Below are 20,928 nucleotides of genomic sequence, written 5' to 3' on the forward strand. Positions count from 1 at the left end.
TGTGGTTAGCTGGTAGTTGGGACTACCATCCCTTTGTTTTCATAGCACTCCCTGTGGAAAACCGCCGCTAGTTAATCTTAAAAGGATAGTTCATGAATGAATGAGGATATTCTCAATCAAATCAAAACGTTAAGAACTCGTATCAGAGATTATGATTATCACTATTACGTACTCGACGACCCCTTGGTTCCTGACATTGAATACGACCGCTGTTTTAAGGAATTACAGAAACTGGAAGCAGAATATCCGCAATATGTCAGTGCGGATTCACCAACACAACGGATCGGTGGTAAACCTGCCGGTGCTTTTGAGCCGGTTTTGCACCTGCAACCGATGCGTTCGTTGGGAAATGTTTTTTCTACAGACGAGTTGCAAGCCTTTATGAAACGGGTGAGTGATCGTCTGGAGATGGATGAGAAAGCGTTGCTCTTTACTTGTGAGCCTAAATTGGATGGCTTGGCTGTCAGTCTCACCTATAAAAATGGGGTATTAGATTGTGCGGCTACACGGGGTGATGGGGCTGTCGGTGAAAACATCACCAATAATATTCGAACGATTGCAGCTGTTCCGTTAAAATTATTGACCGATGATCCCCCTGAGTTGATTGAGATTCGTGGCGAAGTGTATATGCCGAAGGCCGGTTTTGAAGCTTATAACAAAAAAGCACGTGCTCATGGTGAGAAAACTTTTGCTAATCCAAGAAATGCGGCAGCAGGCAGTTTACGCCAATTAAATCCTGCAATTACCGCAAGTAGGCCTTTGGCGATTTACTGTTATGGTATTGGTGGTTATGAGCCCAAAAATAGGTCATTGCCAAATAGCCATTTTGAGCGCTTGCAATGGTTGCAGAGCTTGGGTTTTCGGGTTTCTGGTGAAACTAGAACGGTGCACGGTTTTGCAGGTTGTCTTGCATTCTATGAATCGATGTTAGAGAGACGAGAGTCGTTACCCTATGAAATCGATGGCGTGGTTTACAAGGTCGACGATATCGAGTTGCAGGAGGAGTTAGGCTATGTGGCTCGTGCACCGCGTTTTGCCTGCGCACACAAGTTTCCTGCCAGTGAGGAAATGACTCAGATTCATGCTGTTGATTTCCAGGTCGGACGGACTGGGGCATTAACGCCCGTTGCACGATTGAATCCTGTGAGTGTAGCCGGAGTTACTGTAAGTAACGCGACCTTACACAACATGGATGAAATCAAACGCAAAGATATTCGTATTGGCGATACGGTGGTTGTCCGCCGTGCGGGTGATGTGATTCCGGAAGTTGTTTCCGTTGTATTGGAAAAACGGCCAGATCATACCCAATTGATCCAGATGCCGGCTCATTGCCCGGTTTGTGGTGCAGGCGTTTTCAGAGAAGAAGGGGAGGCAGTCGCCCGTTGCACTGGCGGATTATTCTGTAAGGCGCAACTCCAACAAATGTTATGGCATTTTGCTTCGAGACGAGCAATGGCGATCGATGGCTTGGGTGAAGTTCTTATTGAGCAATTGATCGACCAGGAGATTGTCCGTGATGTCGCTGATTTATACACCCTGGATCTGGATACGTTAGCTAACCTCGAGCGGATGGGGAAAAAATCGGCGGAGAATTTATTGGCTGCCATTGAGAAAAGTAAACAAACAACCTTTGCCCGTTTTCTCTATGCGTTAGGTATCCGGGAAGTGGGAGAAGTCAGTGCCCGCGTATTGGCGACTGAATTTTCTGACATTGACGCGTTAAAAAGTGCCACGGCAGAGCAGCTCATGGCATTGCGGGACATTGGGCCTATTGGTGCCTATCACGTGGTGCATTTCTTTGCCCAGTCACATAATTGCGAGGTGATTGATAAGCTATTGGCTTTAGGTGTCCATTGGCCAAAAGAAGAGCGTAAGCAATTGGATGTTAATCATCCTTTCCATGGTAAGACCATGGTACTCACGGGAACGTTGACTAGTATGGGGCGCGAAGATGCAAAAGCGCGTCTATTAGCGGTTGGTGCCAAGGTTGCTGGCAGTGTATCGGCCAAGACCGATTTTGTCGTTGCAGGGAGTGAAGCGGGTTCGAAACTTGATAAAGCCCAGGCACTTGGTGTTAAGGTGCTTGATGAGGATGAATTTCTTCGCCAGCTTTAATCACACCCTACTTGACTAAAACCTTGGTGACTCACATCATAAGACCTTTGTATTATCGTATATCAGGATTTGTACTTTGACAGTATTCTCCAGACAAGGGATCGTATTCTTAATACTGTTTAGTACGTTACTTCCCTCCTATGCCGGGTGGGTATTAAACAATCCTTATCCAGAAAACGAGCGGTTGCAGAAAATTTTTTATTCGTCTTTCAACGAGCAACCCAAAACACTCGATCCAGCAAAATCTTATTCCAGCAACGAATACCAGTTCACATCGCAAATTTATGAGCCGGTAGTGGAATACGATTATTTGCTGCGCCCTTACCAACTGGTGCCCCTGAATGCCACCAGCATGCCAAAAGTCCGGTATTTCGATCGTTCAAATCAAGAACTTTCCAATCCCGATGAAGGCGAGGTCGCTTATTCAACCTACACCATTCATATCAAGCCAGGTATTTTCTTCCAACCGCATCCGGCTTTCGCGAAGGATGAAAAGGGTAATTACCGCTATCTTCAATTACCGGCTGATTATCTTGATGAGAACGATATCAGCAGTTTATCTGATTTCGAATATACGGGAACGCGAGAGCTTCTTGCCGATGATTATATTTATGAGATCAAACGTTTGGCCAATCCATCGGTTAACTCACCGATCTATGGCTTAATGAGTGAACACATCATTGGTTTTAGGGAGTTTGCCAGTGTCTTGCCAATGGTGATTAATCCGAACGATTTTGTCGATTTAAGAAAATATGGCATGGCTGGTTTGCGCAAAATTGATGATTACACGTTTGAGATTACCCTTAAGGGGCAGTATCCGCAATTTTTGTTTTGGCTGGCTATGCCTTTTTTTGCTCCAGTTCCTTGGGAAGCGGATCGTTTCTATTCACAACCTGGAATGGATGATAATAATTTAGGGTTTGATTGGTATCCCGTTGGAACAGGTCCCTTCATGCTGAGTGAAAATAATCCGAACAAGCAGATGGTGCTCAGTAAAAATCCTAATTTTCGTGAGGACTATTTTCCTTCTCATGGTGGACAAGAAGATATTGATGCGGGTTATTTATCGCATGCCGGTGAGCGCCTGCCTTTAATTGAGCAAGCTGTTTTTACCTTGGAAAAGGAATCGATACCGAGATGGAATAAGTTCATGCAAGGTTATTATGATACGTCGGGAGTGAGTGAGGATAGTTTTGATCAGGCGATTCAGATCAGTGCGACGGGCGAACCGAGGCTAACACCCTCTATGGTCGAAAAGAAAATGAGTTTGACCCAAACCACTGATCCAGCGCTTTATTATTTGGGCTTTAACATGCTGGATAGTGTGGTCGGGGGCACTAGCGAGCGAGCGCGCAAATTACGGTTAGCGATTTCGATTGCCGTCAATTTTGATGAGAATATTGCCATTTTTTATAACGGTCGTGGTAATCCTGCACAAGGTCCAATCCCACCGGGTATTTTTGGTTATAAAGAAGGGAAAGAAGGCATTAATCCTTATGTGTATCGTTGGGAGGCAGGCAGAGCCAAACGGCGTAATATTGCTGATGCCAAGGCTTTAATGCGTGAAGCAGGGTATCCAGGTGGACGCAATCCCAAGACCGGTGGAGCGTTAATTTTGCATTATGATGTACCCATCACTGGCGGGCCGGATGATAAAGCGCAACTCGATTGGATGCGCAAGCAATTGGCTAAAATTGGCATTGATCTGAATGTGCGGGCGACGCAGTATAATCGTTTTCAGGACAAGATGCGGAGTGGAAACGCGCAAATTTTTAGTTGGGGTTGGAACGCGGATTATCCTGATCCGGAAAATTTTCTATTCATGCTTTATACGGCAAATGGTAAGGTGAAACATGGCGGTGAAAACGCTGCTAATTACTCCAATCGTCGTTATGATCGTTTATTTGAATTAATGAAAAATCATCCGAATGATCGGCAGCGGCAATTACTCATTGATAAGATGGTTGAGATTGTCAGGCATGACGCACCCTGGGTGTGGGGAATCAATTCGGAAACGTTAATTTTAAGTCAACAATGGGTGTCAGCCACTAAGCCAAGCACCTTTAGTCGTAATACCCTGAAGTACCTTGCTGTTGATGTGGATTTGCGTAATGAATTACGGGAACGTTGGAATAAGCCGGTGTTTTGGCCCTTGGCGTTGTTATTGATATTATTTGTTTTAACTTTACTGCCCTTGTTGATTGCTTATCGCCGCAAAGAGAAGCAGAGCGCTGTGAGAATCAAATGATGACCTATTATTTATTGCGCCGTATTGTTTATGCCATTCCTATTTTGCTGGGTATTAACGTGATCACTTTCGCCTTATTCTTTATGGTGAACTCACCGGATGACATGGCGCGCATGCAGTTAGGGCAAAAATATGTGAAGCCAGCAGCGATTATGCAGTGGAAAGTGCAGCGAGGTTATGATTTGCCTCTTTTTTATAATGCTGAAAAACCAGGAATCAAACAATTTACCGAGACGCTTTTCTTCCAAAAATCACTGCGCTTGTTTGCCTTTGATTTTGGCATTTCTGATGGCGGCAGAGACATCAGCTATGATATTTCCCATCGCATGTGGCCTAGTTTGGCGATTGCGATTCCCATCTTACTGTTTGGGATGCTGGCTGATATTATTTTTGCGATGTTGATGGCCTTTTTTCGCACCACCTACCTGGATTTAAGTGGCGTTGTTATTTGTATTATCCTCATGTCCATTTCCAGTCTTTTTTATATTATCGGCGGCCAATATATTTTCGGTAAGGTACTGCGGTTAGTTCCTATCTCTGGTTATGATGATGGTTTAGACAGTATTAAATTTATTGTTTTGCCAGTACTCGTTGCAGTCTTGGCGGGGGTAGGCGCCGGCTCGCGATGGTACCGCACTTTATTTTTGGAAGAAATGAATAAGGATTATGTGAAAACAGCACGTGCCAAAGGATTATCAGAATCAATCGTCTTGTTTCGTCATGTGTTAAAGAATGCACTTTTACCTATTCTAACCGGTGTTGTTGTGATTATTCCGTCCTTATTTATGGGAAGTTTAGTGCTGGAATCATTTTTTGGCGTACCAGGGTTAGGCAGCTATATTATTGATGCGATTCAGCAACAGGACTTTGCTATTGTCAGGGCCATGGTGTTTTTAGGATCGATTCTCTACATTGTCGGCTTAATCTTGACTGATATTTCTTACACGCTAGTTGATCCACGCGTGAGGTTGAACTGAGATGGAACTGTTATGGACCGATCAATGTTTTCTTGGCGTGTTAATAATTAGTTTAATAGTCACGCTTGTCAGTTTGCGTAAAGTGCATACCAGACAGGCTTTTAAGCGCATTTTTAGGAGGCCTCTGGCTGTAAGTGCCGGTATTGTCCTGTGTTTTTTTCTCGCTATTGGTGTTATCGACTCCATTCATTTGCACCAAAACGACTCGTTGCTGGATCGAGTAATGGCACCGTTAGGAGCCAGTTTTGAAAAAACCTATTCAGCCCCCTTGGCATTAAATTTATACAGTGTAGAAACAGTCTGGGTTGGTGATAAAGTAGAGCAGGTCTACCCTCGTTTAAAATACCCACCTGCCCAGATAAAGAATGAGACCGATAAATTCTGGCGAATTAAACAACTATTCGGGAAGGCATTGGCATGGAGTGTTAGTCTCACTCTAGTGCTCTGGTTGCTTATGATTGCAGGTAAGAGGTTTACCAAAAAGCGCTGGCACATTAGCCCTGAAAAAGCGGGCGTGGCTGCTCTGGTGACCTTTTTTTTATGTGTTATGTTTTTACTCTTCAGTTATTGGCTGTCGCGGGAATTGCATCTTTTAGGTACGGGAAAAATCGGGCAGGATATTTTTTATTACACGGTAAAAAGTATTCGTACCGGTCTTATTATAGGTATTCTGACAACCTTGTTCATGTTGCCTTTGGCTTTAATACTCGGCATAGCAGCAGGTTACTTTGGTGGCATCATTGACGATCTAATTCAATATCTCTATACCACGCTTAGCTCAATTCCTGGGGTATTGCTGATTACAGCGTCGGTATTATCGATGCAGACCTACATTGCCAACCACCCGCAACAATTTTCCACCCTGAGTAAAAATGCCGATGCGCGTTTATTTGCGTTGTGCCTGATTTTGGGAGTAACCAGTTGGACTAGTTTATGCCGCTTGCTTCGTGCTGAAGCCTTAAAGCTTAGAGAAGTGGATTACGTGATGGCTGCCCGTGCTTTGGGAAGTAGTTCTTTGACTATACTTCGTAAACATTTACTGCCCAACGTTATGCACATTGTATTAATTACCTTGGTGTTGGATTTTAGTTTTTTGGTGCTTGCTGAAGCGGTACTTTCTTATGTCGGTGTCGGGGTTTCACCAATGACTATCAGCTGGGGAAACATGATCAACGGCGCCCGGTTAGAACTGGCAAGAGAACCAATTGTCTGGTGGCCAATGATCTCAGCTTTCGCTTTTATGTTTACCCTCGTTTTAGCCTCTAATCTTTTTGCTGATGCGCTACGAGATGCCTTTGATCCGCATCAAGCAAGAACTTAGAGTTTCCATATTGACCTATCAAAATCGTTTTATTCGTAGTTATACAACAGGGTGAATTTTGGAGTACTACTTTAATTTGATCGGACAGTGGCCGGTTTTTAGAAATGCCTTTCCGGTTTTGTTTAAAGTTCGTACTTGCATCAAAACCGGAAACTCCCGCAAGCTATACCGAGTTTATCGGCAAGTTGTTATATTGCTTTTTAAACTCGGCAGGGCCTTTCTTCCAATCACAAAAATTAATGTTTTTTCTTCTTGGCATCATTGTCACCCAATAGCCACTCCACACTGACTGCCAGTTCATCAGCAATGGTTTGAATAGATTTGGATTCAAAAATGACGCCATGCAAGAGTGCTTCAATTTTAAATTTGGGTAATTTAAATAGTTTGGAGCATGCTTGAACTCGCTCAGTCATTAAACTGGGAACGCCAATTGCATCTAATTCACCCATCAAACGCTCAGATAACAGTTTGTTAGACATGATAGTCTCCTCTTGATTTGCTTTTAGTGTAAAACACTTAAGCTTAAGAATTAATTAAGTTAAAATTTGGGGGAGTCAGCTATTATTAGCTTATAAGGGATGTATGTTTTTATAAGCTCATTGAGATGAGAGTTAAGAATGGATAATGGAGTTTCCCCAAAAATAAAAGTTGGCTACCTGAGATGGACTAATATTTTTATTAGCGTATTGTTTTTTACTTGGTTATCCAGTTTTGCTTATGCAGATATTCGTGTGGGAACTGTTAAATTTGATCCGCCCTATGTTCTTTCCCTTGATCAGGGTTTTGAAATTCAATTAATAAAACTCATTTGTCAACGAATGAATCAGCAATGCACTTTGATACAAATGCCTTATTACCAACTGTTCGAGGAGTTACTGAAGGGATCCATAGACATAGGTATTGACAGTATCCCTTTTTACCTCTCCTCCCCAGACGGTGATCCATACATTTACTCTTATCCTTATTTACTTAGTAAGGGGCAATTTGTCGTTTTAAGAAGTAGCAAAATTAACGCTATCAAGGATATACCGCAGGGATCCACAGTTGGATTAGTTAAAGAGAGTGGGGAACCTGGTCGCGGATTATTTTATCGCTTTTTCGTTGCAAAATACGGCAATACATTTCAAGTTAAACTTTTTGACGATATAGAATCACTCATCAGTGATTTGTCTAGCGGAAATATTACTGCTGTATTTTTGGATAATAATGAAGCGAATTATTGGGAACTTAATGGCGGGGATCAGTTTGATGCCCTTGAAACCCCTATGAAAGTTGCTGATGGAATTGGCATCGTTGCTTTACCTCACAACCAGGCTTTAATAAACAGTATTAACCAACAATTAATCAGCATAGAAAGTGGAAGTGCTTACATTAATTTGTATAACACCTATTTTCATATGGGGAACTAGAGTCTGTTGGACTTTCTGCTATCTTGGTCGAAAAGCGCTGATTTACTGCGCGTCGCTGCTCATTTACTCTCCTGTAGGTTGTGATGCGATGCTCGTTAATCAACGCTTTTCGATTCAAGCTAGCGAAATGGCAACAGACCCTGGTAAGTGATAACCAACTATAGTTGAGCAAAATGTTTTTTATTACAGCATAATCTCTTTTTGTTCCAAAGATGGGCAAGCCTATGAGAAGGTGAGCTACCATTTTTTGGTGTTTTCATGCTTGCTCTACCTGGTTGTCTTCGGTAGAGTGCAGTCATAATTTTGGGGATAGGTCTTTTTTATGCAACCGCGATTCGTTCATTTACGCGTCCATACAGAGTTTTCGATGGTTGATGGTTTAGTCCGCATTAAGCCATTAATGAAAACGCTTGTTGAAAAGGGGATGAATGCAGTTGCTGTTACCGATTTTTGTAATCTCTTTGCTGCCGTTAAAGTATTTAAAGCAGCGATTGATCGGGGAGTAAAGCCTATCATTGGTGGCGATTTGCCTTGTCATGATCCGGAAAACCCTGAGCAACTGTCGTCTCTCGTTCTCTTGTGCCAAAATGAAACGGGTTACCGCAATCTAACGCGTTTGGTGTCGAAAGCCTATCAGGAAGGGCAATACCAGGGACAACCACGCGTTCACCACGATTGGATAGCAACCCATTCCGACGGGTTGATTGCACTCTCAGGTGGCCGTAAGGGCTCGATCGGTAAAGCTTTGTTGGCAGGTGATGAGCCAGGTGCTTATGATCTAGCCAAATCGTTTGCAGCTATCTTTCCCAATCGTTTTTATTTAGAAATACAGCGGACAGATCGCCCTGATGAGTCAGAGTATAATGAACGTATTGTTGCTTTGGCCGAGGAGCTGCATTTACCCCTGGTTGCTACAAATGATGTGTGTTTTATCGCAAAAGATGATTTTGAAGCGCATGAGGCTCGTGTTTGTATCCACGATGGATTGAGTCTCGCTGATCCCAGGCGTAATCATCAATATAGTGCAGCACAATATTTACGCTCAGCAGACGAAATGGTTGAGTTGTTTAAAGATTTACCGCAAGCTATAGAAAATACTGTCGAAATCAGTAAACGTTGTACCTTAAAACTTGATTTAGGTAACAATTATTTACCTAATTTCCCCATTCCTGACGGCTCAACGGTTGAAGCGTATTTATCCCAATTATCAAAACAAGGTTTGGAAGAACGGTTTGCCCTGATTTTTCGTAATCAACCACCGGAGTTCATTCAAAGCGCACGGTTGCCCTATGACAGACGTTTGCAAATCGAGCTTGATGTAATCAATGCGATGGGTTTCCCCGGATATTTCTTGATTGTGGCTGACTTTATCCAGTGGGCAAAACAAAATGGCGTGCCTGTCGGGCCAGGCAGGGGCTCGGGCGCTGGTTCCTTAGTGGCTTATGCGCTAAAAATTACCGATCTCGATCCCTTGCAGTATGAACTACTCTTTGAGCGTTTTCTTAATCCAGAGCGGGTATCGATGCCAGATTTCGATATTGATTTTTGCATGGAAGGGCGCGATAGGGTTATTGATTATGTTGCTGAGAAATATGGTCGGCAAAGTGTGTCACAAATCATTACCTTCGGCACAATGGCCGCCAAGGCAGTTGTGCGTGATGTGGGGCGTGTACTGGGTCATCCCTACGGCTTTGTCGATAAACTCGCCAAATTAATTCCCTTTGAAATTGGTATGACTTTAAGTAAGGCTCTCGAGGATGAAGAGGAGTTACGGCGCCGTTATCAGGATGAGGAAGAGGTCAAAGAGTTGTTTGACTTGGCCCTAAAACTGGAGGGTATTACTCGTAACGCCGGTAAACATGCTGGAGGCGTGGTAATCGCGCCGTCGAAGCTAACCGACTTTACCGCTATCTATTGTGAACAAAATTCCACCCAGATAGTCAGTCAATTTGACAAAGATGACGTAGAAGCAGCCGGGCTGGTAAAATTCGACTTTTTGGGTTTACGAACCCTGACCATCATTGATTGGGCCCTTGCCATCGTTAATAAGCAGAAGCGCGAGCAAGGAGAATCACCTGTCGATATCAGTATGATTCCAACCGATGATCAGAAGACCTTTGAGCTTTTGAAAGCCTGTCAAACCACAGCCGTATTCCAGCTGGAATCCCGCGGTATGAAAGAATTGATCCATCGCCTGCAGCCAGACTGTTTTGAAGATATTATTGCGTTGGTCGCACTTTTTCGCCCTGGGCCCTTACAGTCAGGGATGGTGGATGATTTTATTGATCGAAAACATGGCAGGGCAAAAGTCGAGTACCCACATCCTGATCTGGAACCTATTTTAAAGCCCACTTATGGTGTCATTCTTTATCAGGAACAGGTTATGCAAATTGCCCAGGTATTAGCCAATTATACCCTGGGTGCTGCAGATTTACTCCGTCGCGCGATGGGCAAGAAAAAACCAGAGGAAATGGCACAACAACGAACCATTTTTACTGAAGGAGCTACAGCCCGTGGTGTTAGCGAGCAAACCGCTACCTATATTTTTGACTTAATGGAAAAATTTGCCGGTTATGGTTTTAACAAATCACATTCAGCCGCCTATGCATTGGTTGCTTACCAAACTGCCTGGCTGAAAGCACATTATCCCGCTGCCTTTATGGCTGCGGTTATGTCATCTGACATGGATAATACCGACAAGGTAGTGACCTTTATTGATGAATGTGGACAAATGAAGCTGAAGGTTTTGCCTCCTGCTGTTAATACATCAAGCTATCAATTTACTGTCGCTGATAATCAGACAATTCTGTATGGACTCGGTGCTATCAAAGGCGTTGGGGAAGCGGCAATTAATTGTATTGTTGACGAACGAAAAGCGGCTGGCCGTTATCCTGGATTATTTAGTTTTTGCCAACGGTTGGATTTACGCAAAGTCAACCGCCGTGTTCTGGAAGCCCTGATTAAAGGCGGGGCCATGGATGAGTGGAATGTTGATCGTGCAGTTCTCTTTGCGTCCCTTGAAAAAGCGTTAAAGGTAGCGGATAAGACACATCAAAACCAAAGCAGTGGTCAGACTGATTTATTCTCTTTATTAGAAGATGTAAGCAATCAAGAAGATTATGTTGCCTGTAAACCCTGGCCTGAGATGCAGCGCTTAAATGGCGAAAAAGAAACACTGGGGCTTTATTTATCGGGGCATCCAGCACAGCAATATTGCCAGGAATTTAAAGGGTTTATCAGCTTGATCGCACGACTTAATCCGGCAGCAAGCAAAAAAGCAATGCTATGTGGATTGGTCACTGGAATCAGACGAGTGATGACCAAGCGCGGAAAAAAGCTAACGATTATTGGTTTGGAGGATTCTACTGCCAAATTGGACGTTGTTGTTTTTTCCGAAGTGTATGAAGCATTACAAACGGATGTCCAAACTGGACAGATGATCGTTGTTGAGGGTGAAATCGCTACTGATGACTATAGTGGTGGGGTCAAAATGACAGCGAATCAACTATATACGATAGAAGAAGCCCGGACGCGTTTTGCAAAATGCCTCCTATTATCCATGACAGCTGCCGACGGAGATGTACTTCCAGCCTTGCAATCCATTTTAAAAGCTAACCAGGGAAATTGTGTGGTACAAATCCGTTATTCTAACACCAATGCCAGCGCTACCTTGACTATGGGTACGAAATGGTGCGTTAAACCAAGTGATGAACTGGTACTTCAACTCGCTGATTTATTGGGGCAAGATAAAGTACAAGTAACTTACTAGGGAAGCATAGGTTGAACCCTTCGCCCAATAGTGGGGTCATAGGGGGCGCCTAATCAAATTTTTCTTCTTTGAGTAAATGAAGAAATTCGGTAACTGTTTCCTGGTTGGCTTTTTGGTAGATGCCGCGCCGGCTGATAAATCCTCCGGTTAATTCTTTGAGTTTGAGGGTCATCTCCGTCGCTTTGACACAAACAGCTATGCCATTGATTACAATTGCACCATCAATAGTTAAGTTTTTTTGCCGAGCGAGTAACAACATCGGTAAGCCGCCTGCCAAGAGAACTACTTCTACCCCTTTTGCAATCATCGGTCTAATTTGTTCGGTAAACGAATGAAGCAGTTTTTGATAAGCAGACGAATTGGTAAAGGCGTGTTCAAAATCTTGAACTTGTGCCTCGACAGCGCTAACAGCAGTAATTCGTTGTTGCAATCCATAATAGTTAATTTGGTTTTCATGCCAGGGAATGAAAACAGGATTGATGGTGACAAGGCCTATTTTATGTCCCAAGCTGCAGGCATGAAGCATATTGGATTCACCTAGGCCAATCACGGGAATATCTATACAGGCTTTTATCTCGTTAATGCCTGGTTCTTGAAAATGACCAATAACAAAAGCATCGTAACCTTGTTTTTCAGCTTGCAGGGCATTACGAATAATTTGCATGGCACAGCGAAACTCGGTAAGTGGATGCAGGTTTTTATCTGCCGGGGTTAATCCATGCACTTCAAACTGAAATTCTTTGTCCGCATACTGATTCAATTGATCTTGTAGATGCTTTAAATAATTGGCTTGCTCAGTGGGAGCAACAAAGCTTTGATACCAAATCCGTTTACGAGTGGTCAAGATAAGATCCTCCAGGAACCGATAGGGTAGGCAAATAGTTTAGGCCTTTATTGGAGAGCATACGTCACGATTCCACCAACCGCCACCTAGTGCCTGAAATAAAGCCGCAGTATCTATAAAACGATTTGCCTGATTTTGTGCAAGAGTAATCAGAGCTTGTTGATAATTCTGTTGGGCATTTAGTACAAACAGATGATCAACTGCTCCAGCTTCCCATTGTTGCTGGGCGATGGCAAGACTCCTCCGAGCTGCCTGGGTTGCATTGGCTGCTGTTTTTAGACTGATTGCATCAAATTGAATCGCCTTGAGGGTATCGGCAACGTCTTGAAAAGAGGCAAGTACGACACTGCGGTATTGCTCGACAGCTTGTTGATAAGCGGCAATCGCTGCGCGTTTTTTATGTAACAAAGCGCCCGCATCAAAGACCGGCTGGGTCAAATTGAGGCCGATGTCCCAAAATTTGGTTAATGAGCTAAATAAGGTTCCCAATTCAATCGCAGAGCTACCAGCATCAGCAGTTATTACAATATTAGGCAGCTGATTGGCAATGGCAACACCAATTTGTGCACTTGCGGCGTGTATTTGCGCTTCTGCGGCGCGGATATCAGGGCGTTGTTCAATCAGACGTGCCGGTATTCCAAGGGGAAGTTTTTCTGGGAGAGTCAGTGAGCTTAGCTCAAATTTCTGCGCAAATTCTTCACTGGGAAAATGACCACAAAGAACAGAAAGTAAATGACGTTGCTGGGCAAGTTGTTTTTGCAATGGGGGTAAAACGGTTTGTGCCTGGGCAAGTGCTGCTTGTTGTGCAGCAACTGCAACGGCACCAATTTGGCCAACGCTTTGTTGCTTCAGCATCATGTCCAGTTGTTTTTGTGCGATAGCTATACTTCGTTGGGTTGCTTTGATTTGTTCCCTGATAGACGCTTCCTGGATAACTGCCATAACCACATTGGAAGTCAGGGTCAGATAGATAGCTTCCTGCTGAAAAAGTGCCGTCTCGGCCTGCGCCTGCAAGGATTCAACTTGCCGCATATTGCCACCAAAGACGTCAGGAACATAAGACACTGTAAGTTGAGGGGTTGTTAAACTGTAAACATAGGCATTTGATGCAACGATACTGGAGAGGGTATGTGCAGTTAGATGACGAGTCGGATTTAAATTGGCAGAAACGTAGGGCAATAAAGTAGCACGTTGAGCCATTGCATTTTCTTGTGCTACACGCAAGGCAGCTGCTGCTGCTTTTAGATCGGGGTTAGTCTGCAAGGCGGATGCTATCAAGTCGTTGAGCGGCTTGGAGTGAAATAGTTTCCACCATTGTGCTGGTATGTCCAGGTTATTGACCAGGTATTGCTTATTGCCTCCTGTAGTTTTTGCAGAAATGGTGGAAGCGGGTAATGGTTGAGCAGTGTACTGTTTTATTTTTGGCGGGAGGGGGCGATGAAAGTCAGGGCCCATAACACAACTGTTTAACATAATAGCTGCTATAACTGTCGAGAGGAGGTGACAGCCTGCGTGGCGATAGTTTATTCCCCATGCATTTCTCATGGTTCTTTCCTGTTTGTACGAATTTCTTTTTTAATTTTGCCTGCTATCATGCGTTCTTCAATAAAATAATACAGTGCGGGTAAAAGAAGGAGTGTGAGTGCTGTTGCGGATACCAACCCACCAACAATGACTGTTGCTAAAGGACGTTGTACATCAGAGCCTAAGCCATGTGTCGTAGCGGCGGGGATCATTCCAATTGCCGCAACGGTAGCGGTCATTAAAACAGGTCGTAATCGCTCCTTGGCACCGTGGATAACTGCTTCTTTCAAGCTGCCCTTATGTTCTTTTTGCCAGCGATTGAGATTGGAAATCATAATGATGGCATTGAGTACGGCTACTCCAAACAGGGCTATGAAGCCCACAGCACTGGATACGTTCAAAGTCATGCCGCGTAGAATGAGGGCAACTAAACCACCAAACATTGCCAGAGGAACTGCGAGAAGGATTAGACCTGGTTGGCGTAAATTACCAAATTGAGAAAATAATAAAACCAACATTAACCCCATCAGCATAGGAATAATGACAGCAAGCCTTGCTTGCGCTCGCTGTTGGTTTTCTAATTGCCCACCCCAGGTAATTTCATAGTCAGTATGATCATAGTGAATATTATGAGCAAGCAGCTTTTTTGCTTCATTGGTAAAGGATACCAAGTCACGACCCCGCAGGTTTAAACGTACGGTTAGTTGGCGTCGACCCATTTCGCGCGTAATAGTGGTTTGACCTTCTACAAATCTAATTTTAGCGAGCTGTCCTAATGCAACTTGTGCCCCATTGGCCGTCGTCAGCAACATATTGCCAATCGCTTGCGGATTATTGCGGGCGGTTTCATTGAATCTTACTGCGACATCATAACTGCGATCTTCAATGTAAACTCGAGTAACTGGACTCCCGCCAATACCGGTTTGAATAAGTGCCATGATATCAGCGATGTCGATCCCTAAACGGGCAATCGCAGCTCTGTCAACATCAATGCGAAGCTCTGTCATCGGCGGTTCTTGATCAATAATGACATCTTGGGCGCCAGGAACCGTTTTTAAAAGCTGTACAATTGATGTAGCAAGATGTCGGACGCCACGAAAATTATTACCATATACTTTGACAACCAAGTCACTATGAGCACCTGCTACCTTATCTAATACGCCGTCAATCATTGGTTGTGAAAAGGCAACCTGAATTCCGGCTAGTTGTGCATACCTGTTTTGGAGATGTTTAATCAACTCTTGTTTGCTCCATCCTGATTTCCAGGTATTGTAAGGATGCAGGGTAATTGCGCATTCTATATGCGAAGGTGTAAACGGATCGGTACCTTCATCGTTACGTCCGACTTGAGTAACAATATGATCCACTTCTTTGAATTCCATAGTAGCCGCCCGTAATTCGGCTGCCATCTGTGCTGCTTTATCCAGCGAAATACCGGGAGGAAGAGTGACTTGTAACCAGATAGAACCCTCATCAAGATAAGGCAGAAAATCTCTTCCAATAGACATTCCTAGAAGGGTAACCACCAGGAAAGTAGAGAGAAATAACCCCATAACTAGTTTATTCTTGCCAATCAAACGCGCTAATAACGATTCATAGCGCGGCATGATCCATAAAAGAAAGCGATTTTTATAGATGCGAATAGGATTGTGATAGGACCAATAAGCAAGACCGGGGATTAGTGTTAAGGCTACTAATAACGCGCCAATCAAGGCAAAGCCTACTGCAAAGGCCATCGGTGAAAATAATTTATATTCAATTTGCTGGAAGGCAAAGAGAACGGAATACGCAGTGATGATAACGAGAATACCAAAGAAAATTGGTTGGGTGACTTGCAAGGTTGATTGCAGAATATCGTCTTCGGTTAATATTGCTTTTTCATCTTCTTCACGGCGGCGCAAAATATTTTCCATTACTACGATCCCGCCATCCACAATGATCCCGAAGTCGATTGCCCCCAGTGATAATAAATTGGCAGGAATATCGAAATTATACATACAGATAAAAGCGATTAATAATGAGAGTGGGATGGTTAAAGCTACAATCGCAGCTGCTCGCACGCTTCCCAGAAAAAACAGTAGAACAAGGGCAACCATTGCCATGCCGTCAAATAAGGTTTTACCAACAGTATGAACAGTAGCATGGACCAAATCGCTGCGATCGATATAGGGAACAATTTTCACTCCCTTGGGTAAGATGTGTTTATTGAGAGCATCGACGGTCTTATGTACACCGTCCATAACTTGTGAGGGGTTCTCTTTTTTAAGCATTTGTGTTATCCCTTCGATAACATCACCTTGCTCATCCTTGCCAACAATGCCGTGGCGCTCCTTACTACCAAGCTTGATTTCGCCAATATCTTTAATAAACACTGGAACATTGTTGTATTGAGTTATTTGAATATTCGCAAAATCGTTAAGGTTGTGAATTAAACCCACACCACGGACAACAATACCTTGCTCCCCGCGTTTCATAATACTGCCGCCAGCGCTGGCATTGTTTGCATTAATCGCCTGTGTAATTTGTCCTAGTGAAAGTTTATATTTGGCCAATTTTATCGGATCAAATTCCAGTAAAAATTGAGTGGTCAGGCCACCAAAATTAGCCACCTCAACAACACCCGGAACTTGTTTAAGCTTGGGAATGACTTTCCAGAACTGTAGTTCGGATAATTCAGCCAGGGTATGTGTCTGTGATTGCAGGGTGTAGCGATAGATTTCACCAATAGGGGAGGTTAAGGCATCTAAACCTGGTTGGGCACCATAAGGCAAGGCGACATCGTTAATTCGTTCGAGCAGGCGCTGCCGGGACCAATAATTTGGTGCACCATCACGAAAGATGACTGTAATCAACGATAAACCGAAGGTACTGCGCGAGCGCATCACACTCATACCGGGTGTGCCGATAATTTCGCGCTCCAGTGGAATAGTTATTTGTTGCTCAACTTCTTCGGCAGCAAGTCCATTCACCTGAGTAATAACCTGAGAGGTGGTGGGGGCTATATCAGGGTATGCCTCCAAAGGGATTTGCTTCCAGCAATAAAAACCATAGAAAGCGACAAAGATAAAAACAAGAACAACAATTCCGCGGCGTTTAAAGCACTGAGTGACTAAATTTTCAATCATTCAATATGATTCCCCCAGTTACCACCACTCGCTCATTGACGTGCAAACCCGAAACAATCTCGATGTGTTCGTCAAGCTGCGCACCGGTTTTGACGATTCTTGTCTCAAATTGCCAGGGTGCGGTTTCAATAAAAACAATACTGTCAAATCCTCGTTGAATGACTGCCGTCAATGGTAAGACGATACTTTCATGGGGATTACCGTAGAAGATTGCTTTGGCAAACATATTTGGTTTTAGTCGTCCATCTTTATTGTCGTGAATCATTTGAATATTGACAGTACGAGTATTGGGGTTCACGACGGCGCCAATGTGATGAACGACGCACTGTATAGGCTGTCGATAAGCATCCAATACTATTTTGACTTTTTGACCAGGGTAAATGTTGCCGATATCTTTTTCCTGAGCATTCGCGGTAATATATACCTTTGATAAATCAGCCACGGTCATGATTGGCTGCGTTGTATCATTCCAGTAGCCACCTATCGCAGCATTTAATTCGATAACATGCCCCGAAAGAGGGGAGCGAACTACCAGGACATGCTTGTCGTCATTGCCGGTATCTTCTACACGTAATTCAATTAATCGAGCTTTAGCTCGTGCAAGCTCACTGACTGCTTGCTCATAATTATTCTGCGCTTCTTCTGTATCATGGCGAGCGGCGATATTGGAGACAGTAAGTTTTTGCTGGCGTTTGAGATTCTGGGTTGCAAATACTAATGCAGCCTTTGCTTTATCTACATCACTCAATGCTTGAGCCAGCTCAGCAGAATCAATGGTAAACAGGATTTCACCTGTTTTGACTGAATCACCAAGGCGTTTATTAAGCGTACTGATTCGCCCTAAAAGTGGTGGTAGCACCTTAATCAATGTTGCTGGATCGGCCTCAACCATCGCAGGAATAGTAAAAGGATCTTCTATAGTTTGTTTGGTAGTAGTTTGAATAGTAATTAATTTTCGTAGCGGTGATTTTTCAGGAATAATCAGGCGGCGTCCCTGGTGCAGTAAAGGAATAACGACCTCAGGCGGCTTGGAGAAGTGTTTTGCACAACTCACAATCAGCCAGGGAATAAGTATCATAATAGTTAAACCTGTCATGACCAAAAAAAAGCGTTTGGAGACAAGTAATTTCCAATTCAAAGCAATTATCCTTTTACTTTGATACTGGATTAAGAATCCAGCACGGTTTGATTACAGACAATATTAAAACGTCTTCATTTATAAATGATTTTTATCTATACATTACTCGTTTCTTTTGAGGTGAGCAAACTAATTTCTTAAAGAAATTCTATTTATGAATATAATTTTCATTTGTAGAGAGATGGTAGGGTGATGAGGTTATTACAAATAATACGCATCGCATTTTTTATAGCAAGATCGATTCATTAAAACACAGTATTAATGGATTAGTTTTATCCCCTCTTTTTTTGCTGACGGGCATAGGCTAACATGGGAGATAAGTTACTAAAGGATTGTTATAATGATTGTTTTTTACCGATATCTCATAATTTGTGTATTGGCGATAGTGATGTTGCCTAATACCTATGCAGGGATGAGTAAAGATAATTTTTATCGCAGTTTTTGGCTTCCTACTTATCATGGGGAGCGTTTGAATTATTGTATGCTCGGTGGCAAGATTTGTGGTATGCAAGTAGCCACTCGTTATTGCCGGATAATGGGTTATGCCTATGCTAATCAACAAATTATTGATTATAACGTAGGTTTAACCAATTACATGTCTACTTCTCCAGCATGTAGGGCACAGTGCAAGGGTTGGCGTTGCAATGGTTTTAAAACTATTCGCTGCGTTGCCAATATGAGCCACAAACCACCAAAATCCTACCACTATCGTTTAAGACGCTTTGTGTACCCCCGTTATAATAATTACCGTGTTGATTGGTGTTATGACGGACAAAAAGGGTGCGGAGAGCGAGCGGCTTATTCATTTTGTCGCCGCTTAGGTTATTTGTCCGCGCGTCGATATGCCAAGCAAGATAAAGTGGCTGCCACTAAGGCTATTGGTAATCAAAAACTATGTTTTGGTAATGCATGTAATGGATTTGCTTACATCAATTGCTATCGATAGAAAAAACAAGGAAAGACACCGTGTTAACTATTTATGACACTAATAAAAAATATAGTCATTTATTTGACAGTCTGTTGGTTGTTAACCAATACTCAACATTAGATAACCAGGATATAGGGATGCGGTTATGAGCAACAATGAAGCAATTTATATCATTGATGACAACGAAGAACGTTGTCACAAGCTCAGTACTATCTTGAGTTTTGTGGGTGAAACCTGTTTTCATGCAAATTATAGTAATTGGCAATCCCAATCTTACGAGAATGCTCAGGCCATTGTAGCCGGCGTCCGTTCCTCTTATAACGACACCATTGAATTTTTGGATGAACTTGGTACTAATGCACCCAAATTACCCGTTATATTGGTTGATTCCCCTATACCCGAGAGTCGTTACTATACTAAAAACGTCTTGGCTAACCTTTGTTTCCCATTTAGTTATGCACAGATGCTGGAGGCTTTGCATAAATGTCAAATTGCTCAGGAAATTGCTTCCGCTCAAGCCAGTCATGAAAAGCGAACGTCTTTGTTTCGTAGTCTCGTAGGTAATAGTGATTCAATTAGGCAAGTACGCCGGCTGATTGAGCAGGTTGCCAATACTGAGGCAAGTGTATTACTACTGGGGGAGTCTGGTACAGGTAAAGAAGTTGTAGCACGAAATATACATGCCCTATCGTCACGCCACAGCAAACCTTTTATTCCTATTAATTGTGGTGCTATTCCTGCTGAATTGTTGGAAAGTGAATTGTTTGGCCATGAAAAAGGTGCTTTTACAGGGGCAATTACCTCGAGACAAGGGCGTTTCGAATTGGCAAATGGTGGCACATTATTCCTTGATGAAATTGGGGATATGCCTTTGGCCATGCAGGTTAAGCTGTTAAGGGTCTTGCAAGAGAGATGCTTTGAGCGCGTAGGCTCTAATAGAAGTGTCGAGGTCAATGTCAGAATTATTGCTGCAACGCACAGAAATCTTGAGCAGGCTATTGAGGAAGGTAAATTTCGCGAAGATCTTTTTTATCGTTTAAATGTATTTCCCATTGATATGCCTCCGTTGCGAGCCAGGCGTGAAGATTTACCGCTGTTAGTGAATGAGTTAATTGCAAGGATTGAAGGTGAAAATAGGCCAAGTGTACGTATTATGCCTGGGGCTTTGGAGGCTTTAAGCCGTTATCAGTGGCCTGGTAATGTGCGTGAGCTCGCTAATCTTGTGGAGCGGCTGTCTATTTTATTCCCAAACGGGATCGTTGATATTGATGATTTACCAAGGCGATTTAAGACGGATAATAATTTTCCTATAACGAATACCGCAGTAAGTGGCAATGAACGCGAGAGCCTGCTTGAAATGGTTAGTCAGGAGCAGGCTTTTTCGGGAGATGGTATTGACCTTAAGGAGCATTTGGTAAAAACGGAGTTAGCGCTTATTAGTCGTATTCGTTCGGGCAAATACGGGTTGCATTGAAAGAGAAAATTAATTTAGAGGGTTTAGGTTAAAGGGCAAGAGAGCCCTATAGTCTT

13 protein-coding genes are annotated in these 20,928 nt (G+C 43.2%); 8 read left to right on the forward strand and 5 right to left on the reverse strand.

What is annotated here, in order from left to right; genetic code table 11:
• The first annotated feature begins 96 nt into the window (after positions 1-96).
• The 4 genes from ligA to Lfee_RS02515 all read left to right on the forward strand — a co-directional run bounded on the left by ligA (position 97) and on the right by Lfee_RS02515 (position 6,661).
• On the forward strand, positions 97-2,115 hold the full coding sequence (gene ligA, locus Lfee_RS02500; RefSeq protein ID WP_058443710.1) for an NAD-dependent DNA ligase LigA: 2,019 nt from the start codon (positions 97-99) through the stop codon (positions 2,113-2,115).
• A gap of 76 nt (positions 2,116-2,191) precedes the next feature.
• Positions 2,192-4,363, forward strand: coding sequence for an ABC transporter substrate-binding protein (locus Lfee_RS02505; RefSeq protein WP_058443711.1), 2,172 nt, complete (start codon positions 2,192-2,194; stop codon positions 4,361-4,363).
• A complete protein-coding gene (locus Lfee_RS02510) occupies positions 4,363-5,340 on the forward strand; it encodes an ABC transporter permease (RefSeq protein WP_058443757.1) in 978 nt (325 codons plus the stop codon). The genes Lfee_RS02505 and Lfee_RS02510 overlap by 1 nt, the downstream gene beginning before the upstream one ends.
• 1 nt (position 5,341) lies before the next feature.
• Positions 5,342-6,661 carry an ABC transporter permease gene (locus Lfee_RS02515; protein WP_058443712.1) on the forward strand — a complete coding sequence of 440 codons (1,320 nt, stop codon included), beginning with the start codon at positions 5,342-5,344 and terminating at the stop codon, positions 6,659-6,661.
• Positions 6,662-6,897: 236 nt separating this feature from the next.
• On the opposite strand, the gene Lfee_RS02520 is transcribed toward Lfee_RS02515, so the two are convergent.
• The gene (locus Lfee_RS02520; RefSeq protein WP_058443713.1) at positions 6,898-7,140 is read right to left on the reverse strand and encodes a hypothetical protein; all 243 of its coding nucleotides are present in this window, start codon (positions 7,138-7,140) and stop codon (positions 6,898-6,900) included.
• A gap of 138 nt (positions 7,141-7,278) precedes the next feature.
• Between Lfee_RS02520 and Lfee_RS02525 the strand changes: the two genes are divergently transcribed.
• Both Lfee_RS02525 and dnaE read left to right on the forward strand, forming a co-directional pair.
• The gene (locus Lfee_RS02525; protein WP_058443714.1) at positions 7,279-8,070 is read left to right on the forward strand and encodes a transporter substrate-binding domain-containing protein; all 792 of its coding nucleotides are present in this window, start codon (positions 7,279-7,281) and stop codon (positions 8,068-8,070) included.
• A 322-nt stretch (positions 8,071-8,392) separates the two neighbouring features.
• Positions 8,393-11,839 carry a DNA polymerase III subunit alpha gene (gene dnaE, locus Lfee_RS02530; protein WP_058443715.1) on the forward strand — a complete coding sequence of 1,149 codons (3,447 nt, stop codon included), beginning with the start codon at positions 8,393-8,395 and terminating at the stop codon, positions 11,837-11,839.
• A 49-nt stretch (positions 11,840-11,888) separates the two neighbouring features.
• Here dnaE and Lfee_RS02535 read toward each other — a convergent pair whose 3' ends face one another.
• From Lfee_RS02535 to Lfee_RS02550, 4 genes are read right to left on the reverse strand one after another with little or no spacing between them, the layout of a single operon-like run.
• A complete protein-coding gene (locus Lfee_RS02535) occupies positions 11,889-12,683 on the reverse strand; it encodes an aspartate/glutamate racemase family protein (RefSeq protein WP_058443716.1) in 795 nt (264 codons plus the stop codon).
• Positions 12,684-12,722: 39 nt separating this feature from the next.
• The gene (locus Lfee_RS02540; protein WP_058443717.1) at positions 12,723-14,228 is read right to left on the reverse strand and encodes an efflux transporter outer membrane subunit; all 1,506 of its coding nucleotides are present in this window, start codon (positions 14,226-14,228) and stop codon (positions 12,723-12,725) included.
• Positions 14,225-17,332: an efflux RND transporter permease subunit gene (locus Lfee_RS02545; RefSeq protein ID WP_058443718.1), complete on the reverse strand. Its 3,108-nt coding sequence runs from the start codon at positions 17,330-17,332 to the stop codon at positions 14,225-14,227. Before Lfee_RS02545 ends, Lfee_RS02540 begins: the two co-directional genes overlap by 4 nt.
• Entirely contained in the window at positions 17,325-18,470 is a 1,146-nt protein-coding gene (locus Lfee_RS02550) for an efflux RND transporter periplasmic adaptor subunit (RefSeq protein WP_058443719.1), read from the reverse strand. The genes Lfee_RS02545 and Lfee_RS02550 overlap by 8 nt, the downstream gene beginning before the upstream one ends.
• Before the next feature lie 340 nt (positions 18,471-18,810).
• Here Lfee_RS02550 and Lfee_RS02555 point away from each other — a divergent pair, with 340 nt between their 5' ends.
• The gene (locus Lfee_RS02555) at positions 18,811-19,416 is read left to right on the forward strand and encodes a hypothetical protein (protein ID WP_058443720.1); all 606 of its coding nucleotides are present in this window, start codon (positions 18,811-18,813) and stop codon (positions 19,414-19,416) included.
• Positions 19,417-19,543: 127 nt separating this feature from the next.
• Entirely contained in the window at positions 19,544-20,872 is a 1,329-nt protein-coding gene (locus tag Lfee_RS02560; RefSeq protein ID WP_238584851.1) for a sigma-54 dependent transcriptional regulator, read from the forward strand.
• Positions 20,873-20,928: the final 56 nt, after the last annotated feature.

This window comes from Legionella feeleii, assembly GCF_001467625.1.
Lineage (GTDB): Bacteria > Pseudomonadota > Gammaproteobacteria > Legionellales > Legionellaceae > Tatlockia > Tatlockia feeleii.

Coding starts and splice junctions, on each gene's coding strand:
- Lfee_RS02510 (WP_058443757.1), top strand. CDS start 4,363: ATGACCTATTATTTATTGCGCCGTATTGTTTATGCCATTCCTATTTTG.
- ligA (WP_058443710.1), top strand. CDS start 97: ATGAATGAGGATATTCTCAATCAAATCAAAACGTTAAGAACTCGTATC.
- Lfee_RS02520 (WP_058443713.1), bottom strand. CDS start 7,140: ATGTCTAACAAACTGTTATCTGAGCGTTTGATGGGTGAATTAGATGCA.
- dnaE (WP_058443715.1), top strand. CDS start 8,393: ATGCAACCGCGATTCGTTCATTTACGCGTCCATACAGAGTTTTCGATG.
- Lfee_RS02545 (WP_058443718.1), bottom strand. CDS start 17,332: ATGATTGAAAATTTAGTCACTCAGTGCTTTAAACGCCGCGGAATTGTT.
- Lfee_RS02560 (WP_238584851.1), top strand. CDS start 19,544: ATGAGCAACAATGAAGCAATTTATATCATTGATGACAACGAAGAACGT.
- Lfee_RS02555 (WP_058443720.1), top strand. CDS start 18,811: ATGATTGTTTTTTACCGATATCTCATAATTTGTGTATTGGCGATAGTG.
- Lfee_RS02515 (WP_058443712.1), top strand. CDS start 5,342: ATGGAACTGTTATGGACCGATCAATGTTTTCTTGGCGTGTTAATAATT.
- Lfee_RS02540 (WP_058443717.1), bottom strand. CDS start 14,228: ATGAGAAATGCATGGGGAATAAACTATCGCCACGCAGGCTGTCACCTC.
- Lfee_RS02525 (WP_058443714.1), top strand. CDS start 7,279: ATGGATAATGGAGTTTCCCCAAAAATAAAAGTTGGCTACCTGAGATGG.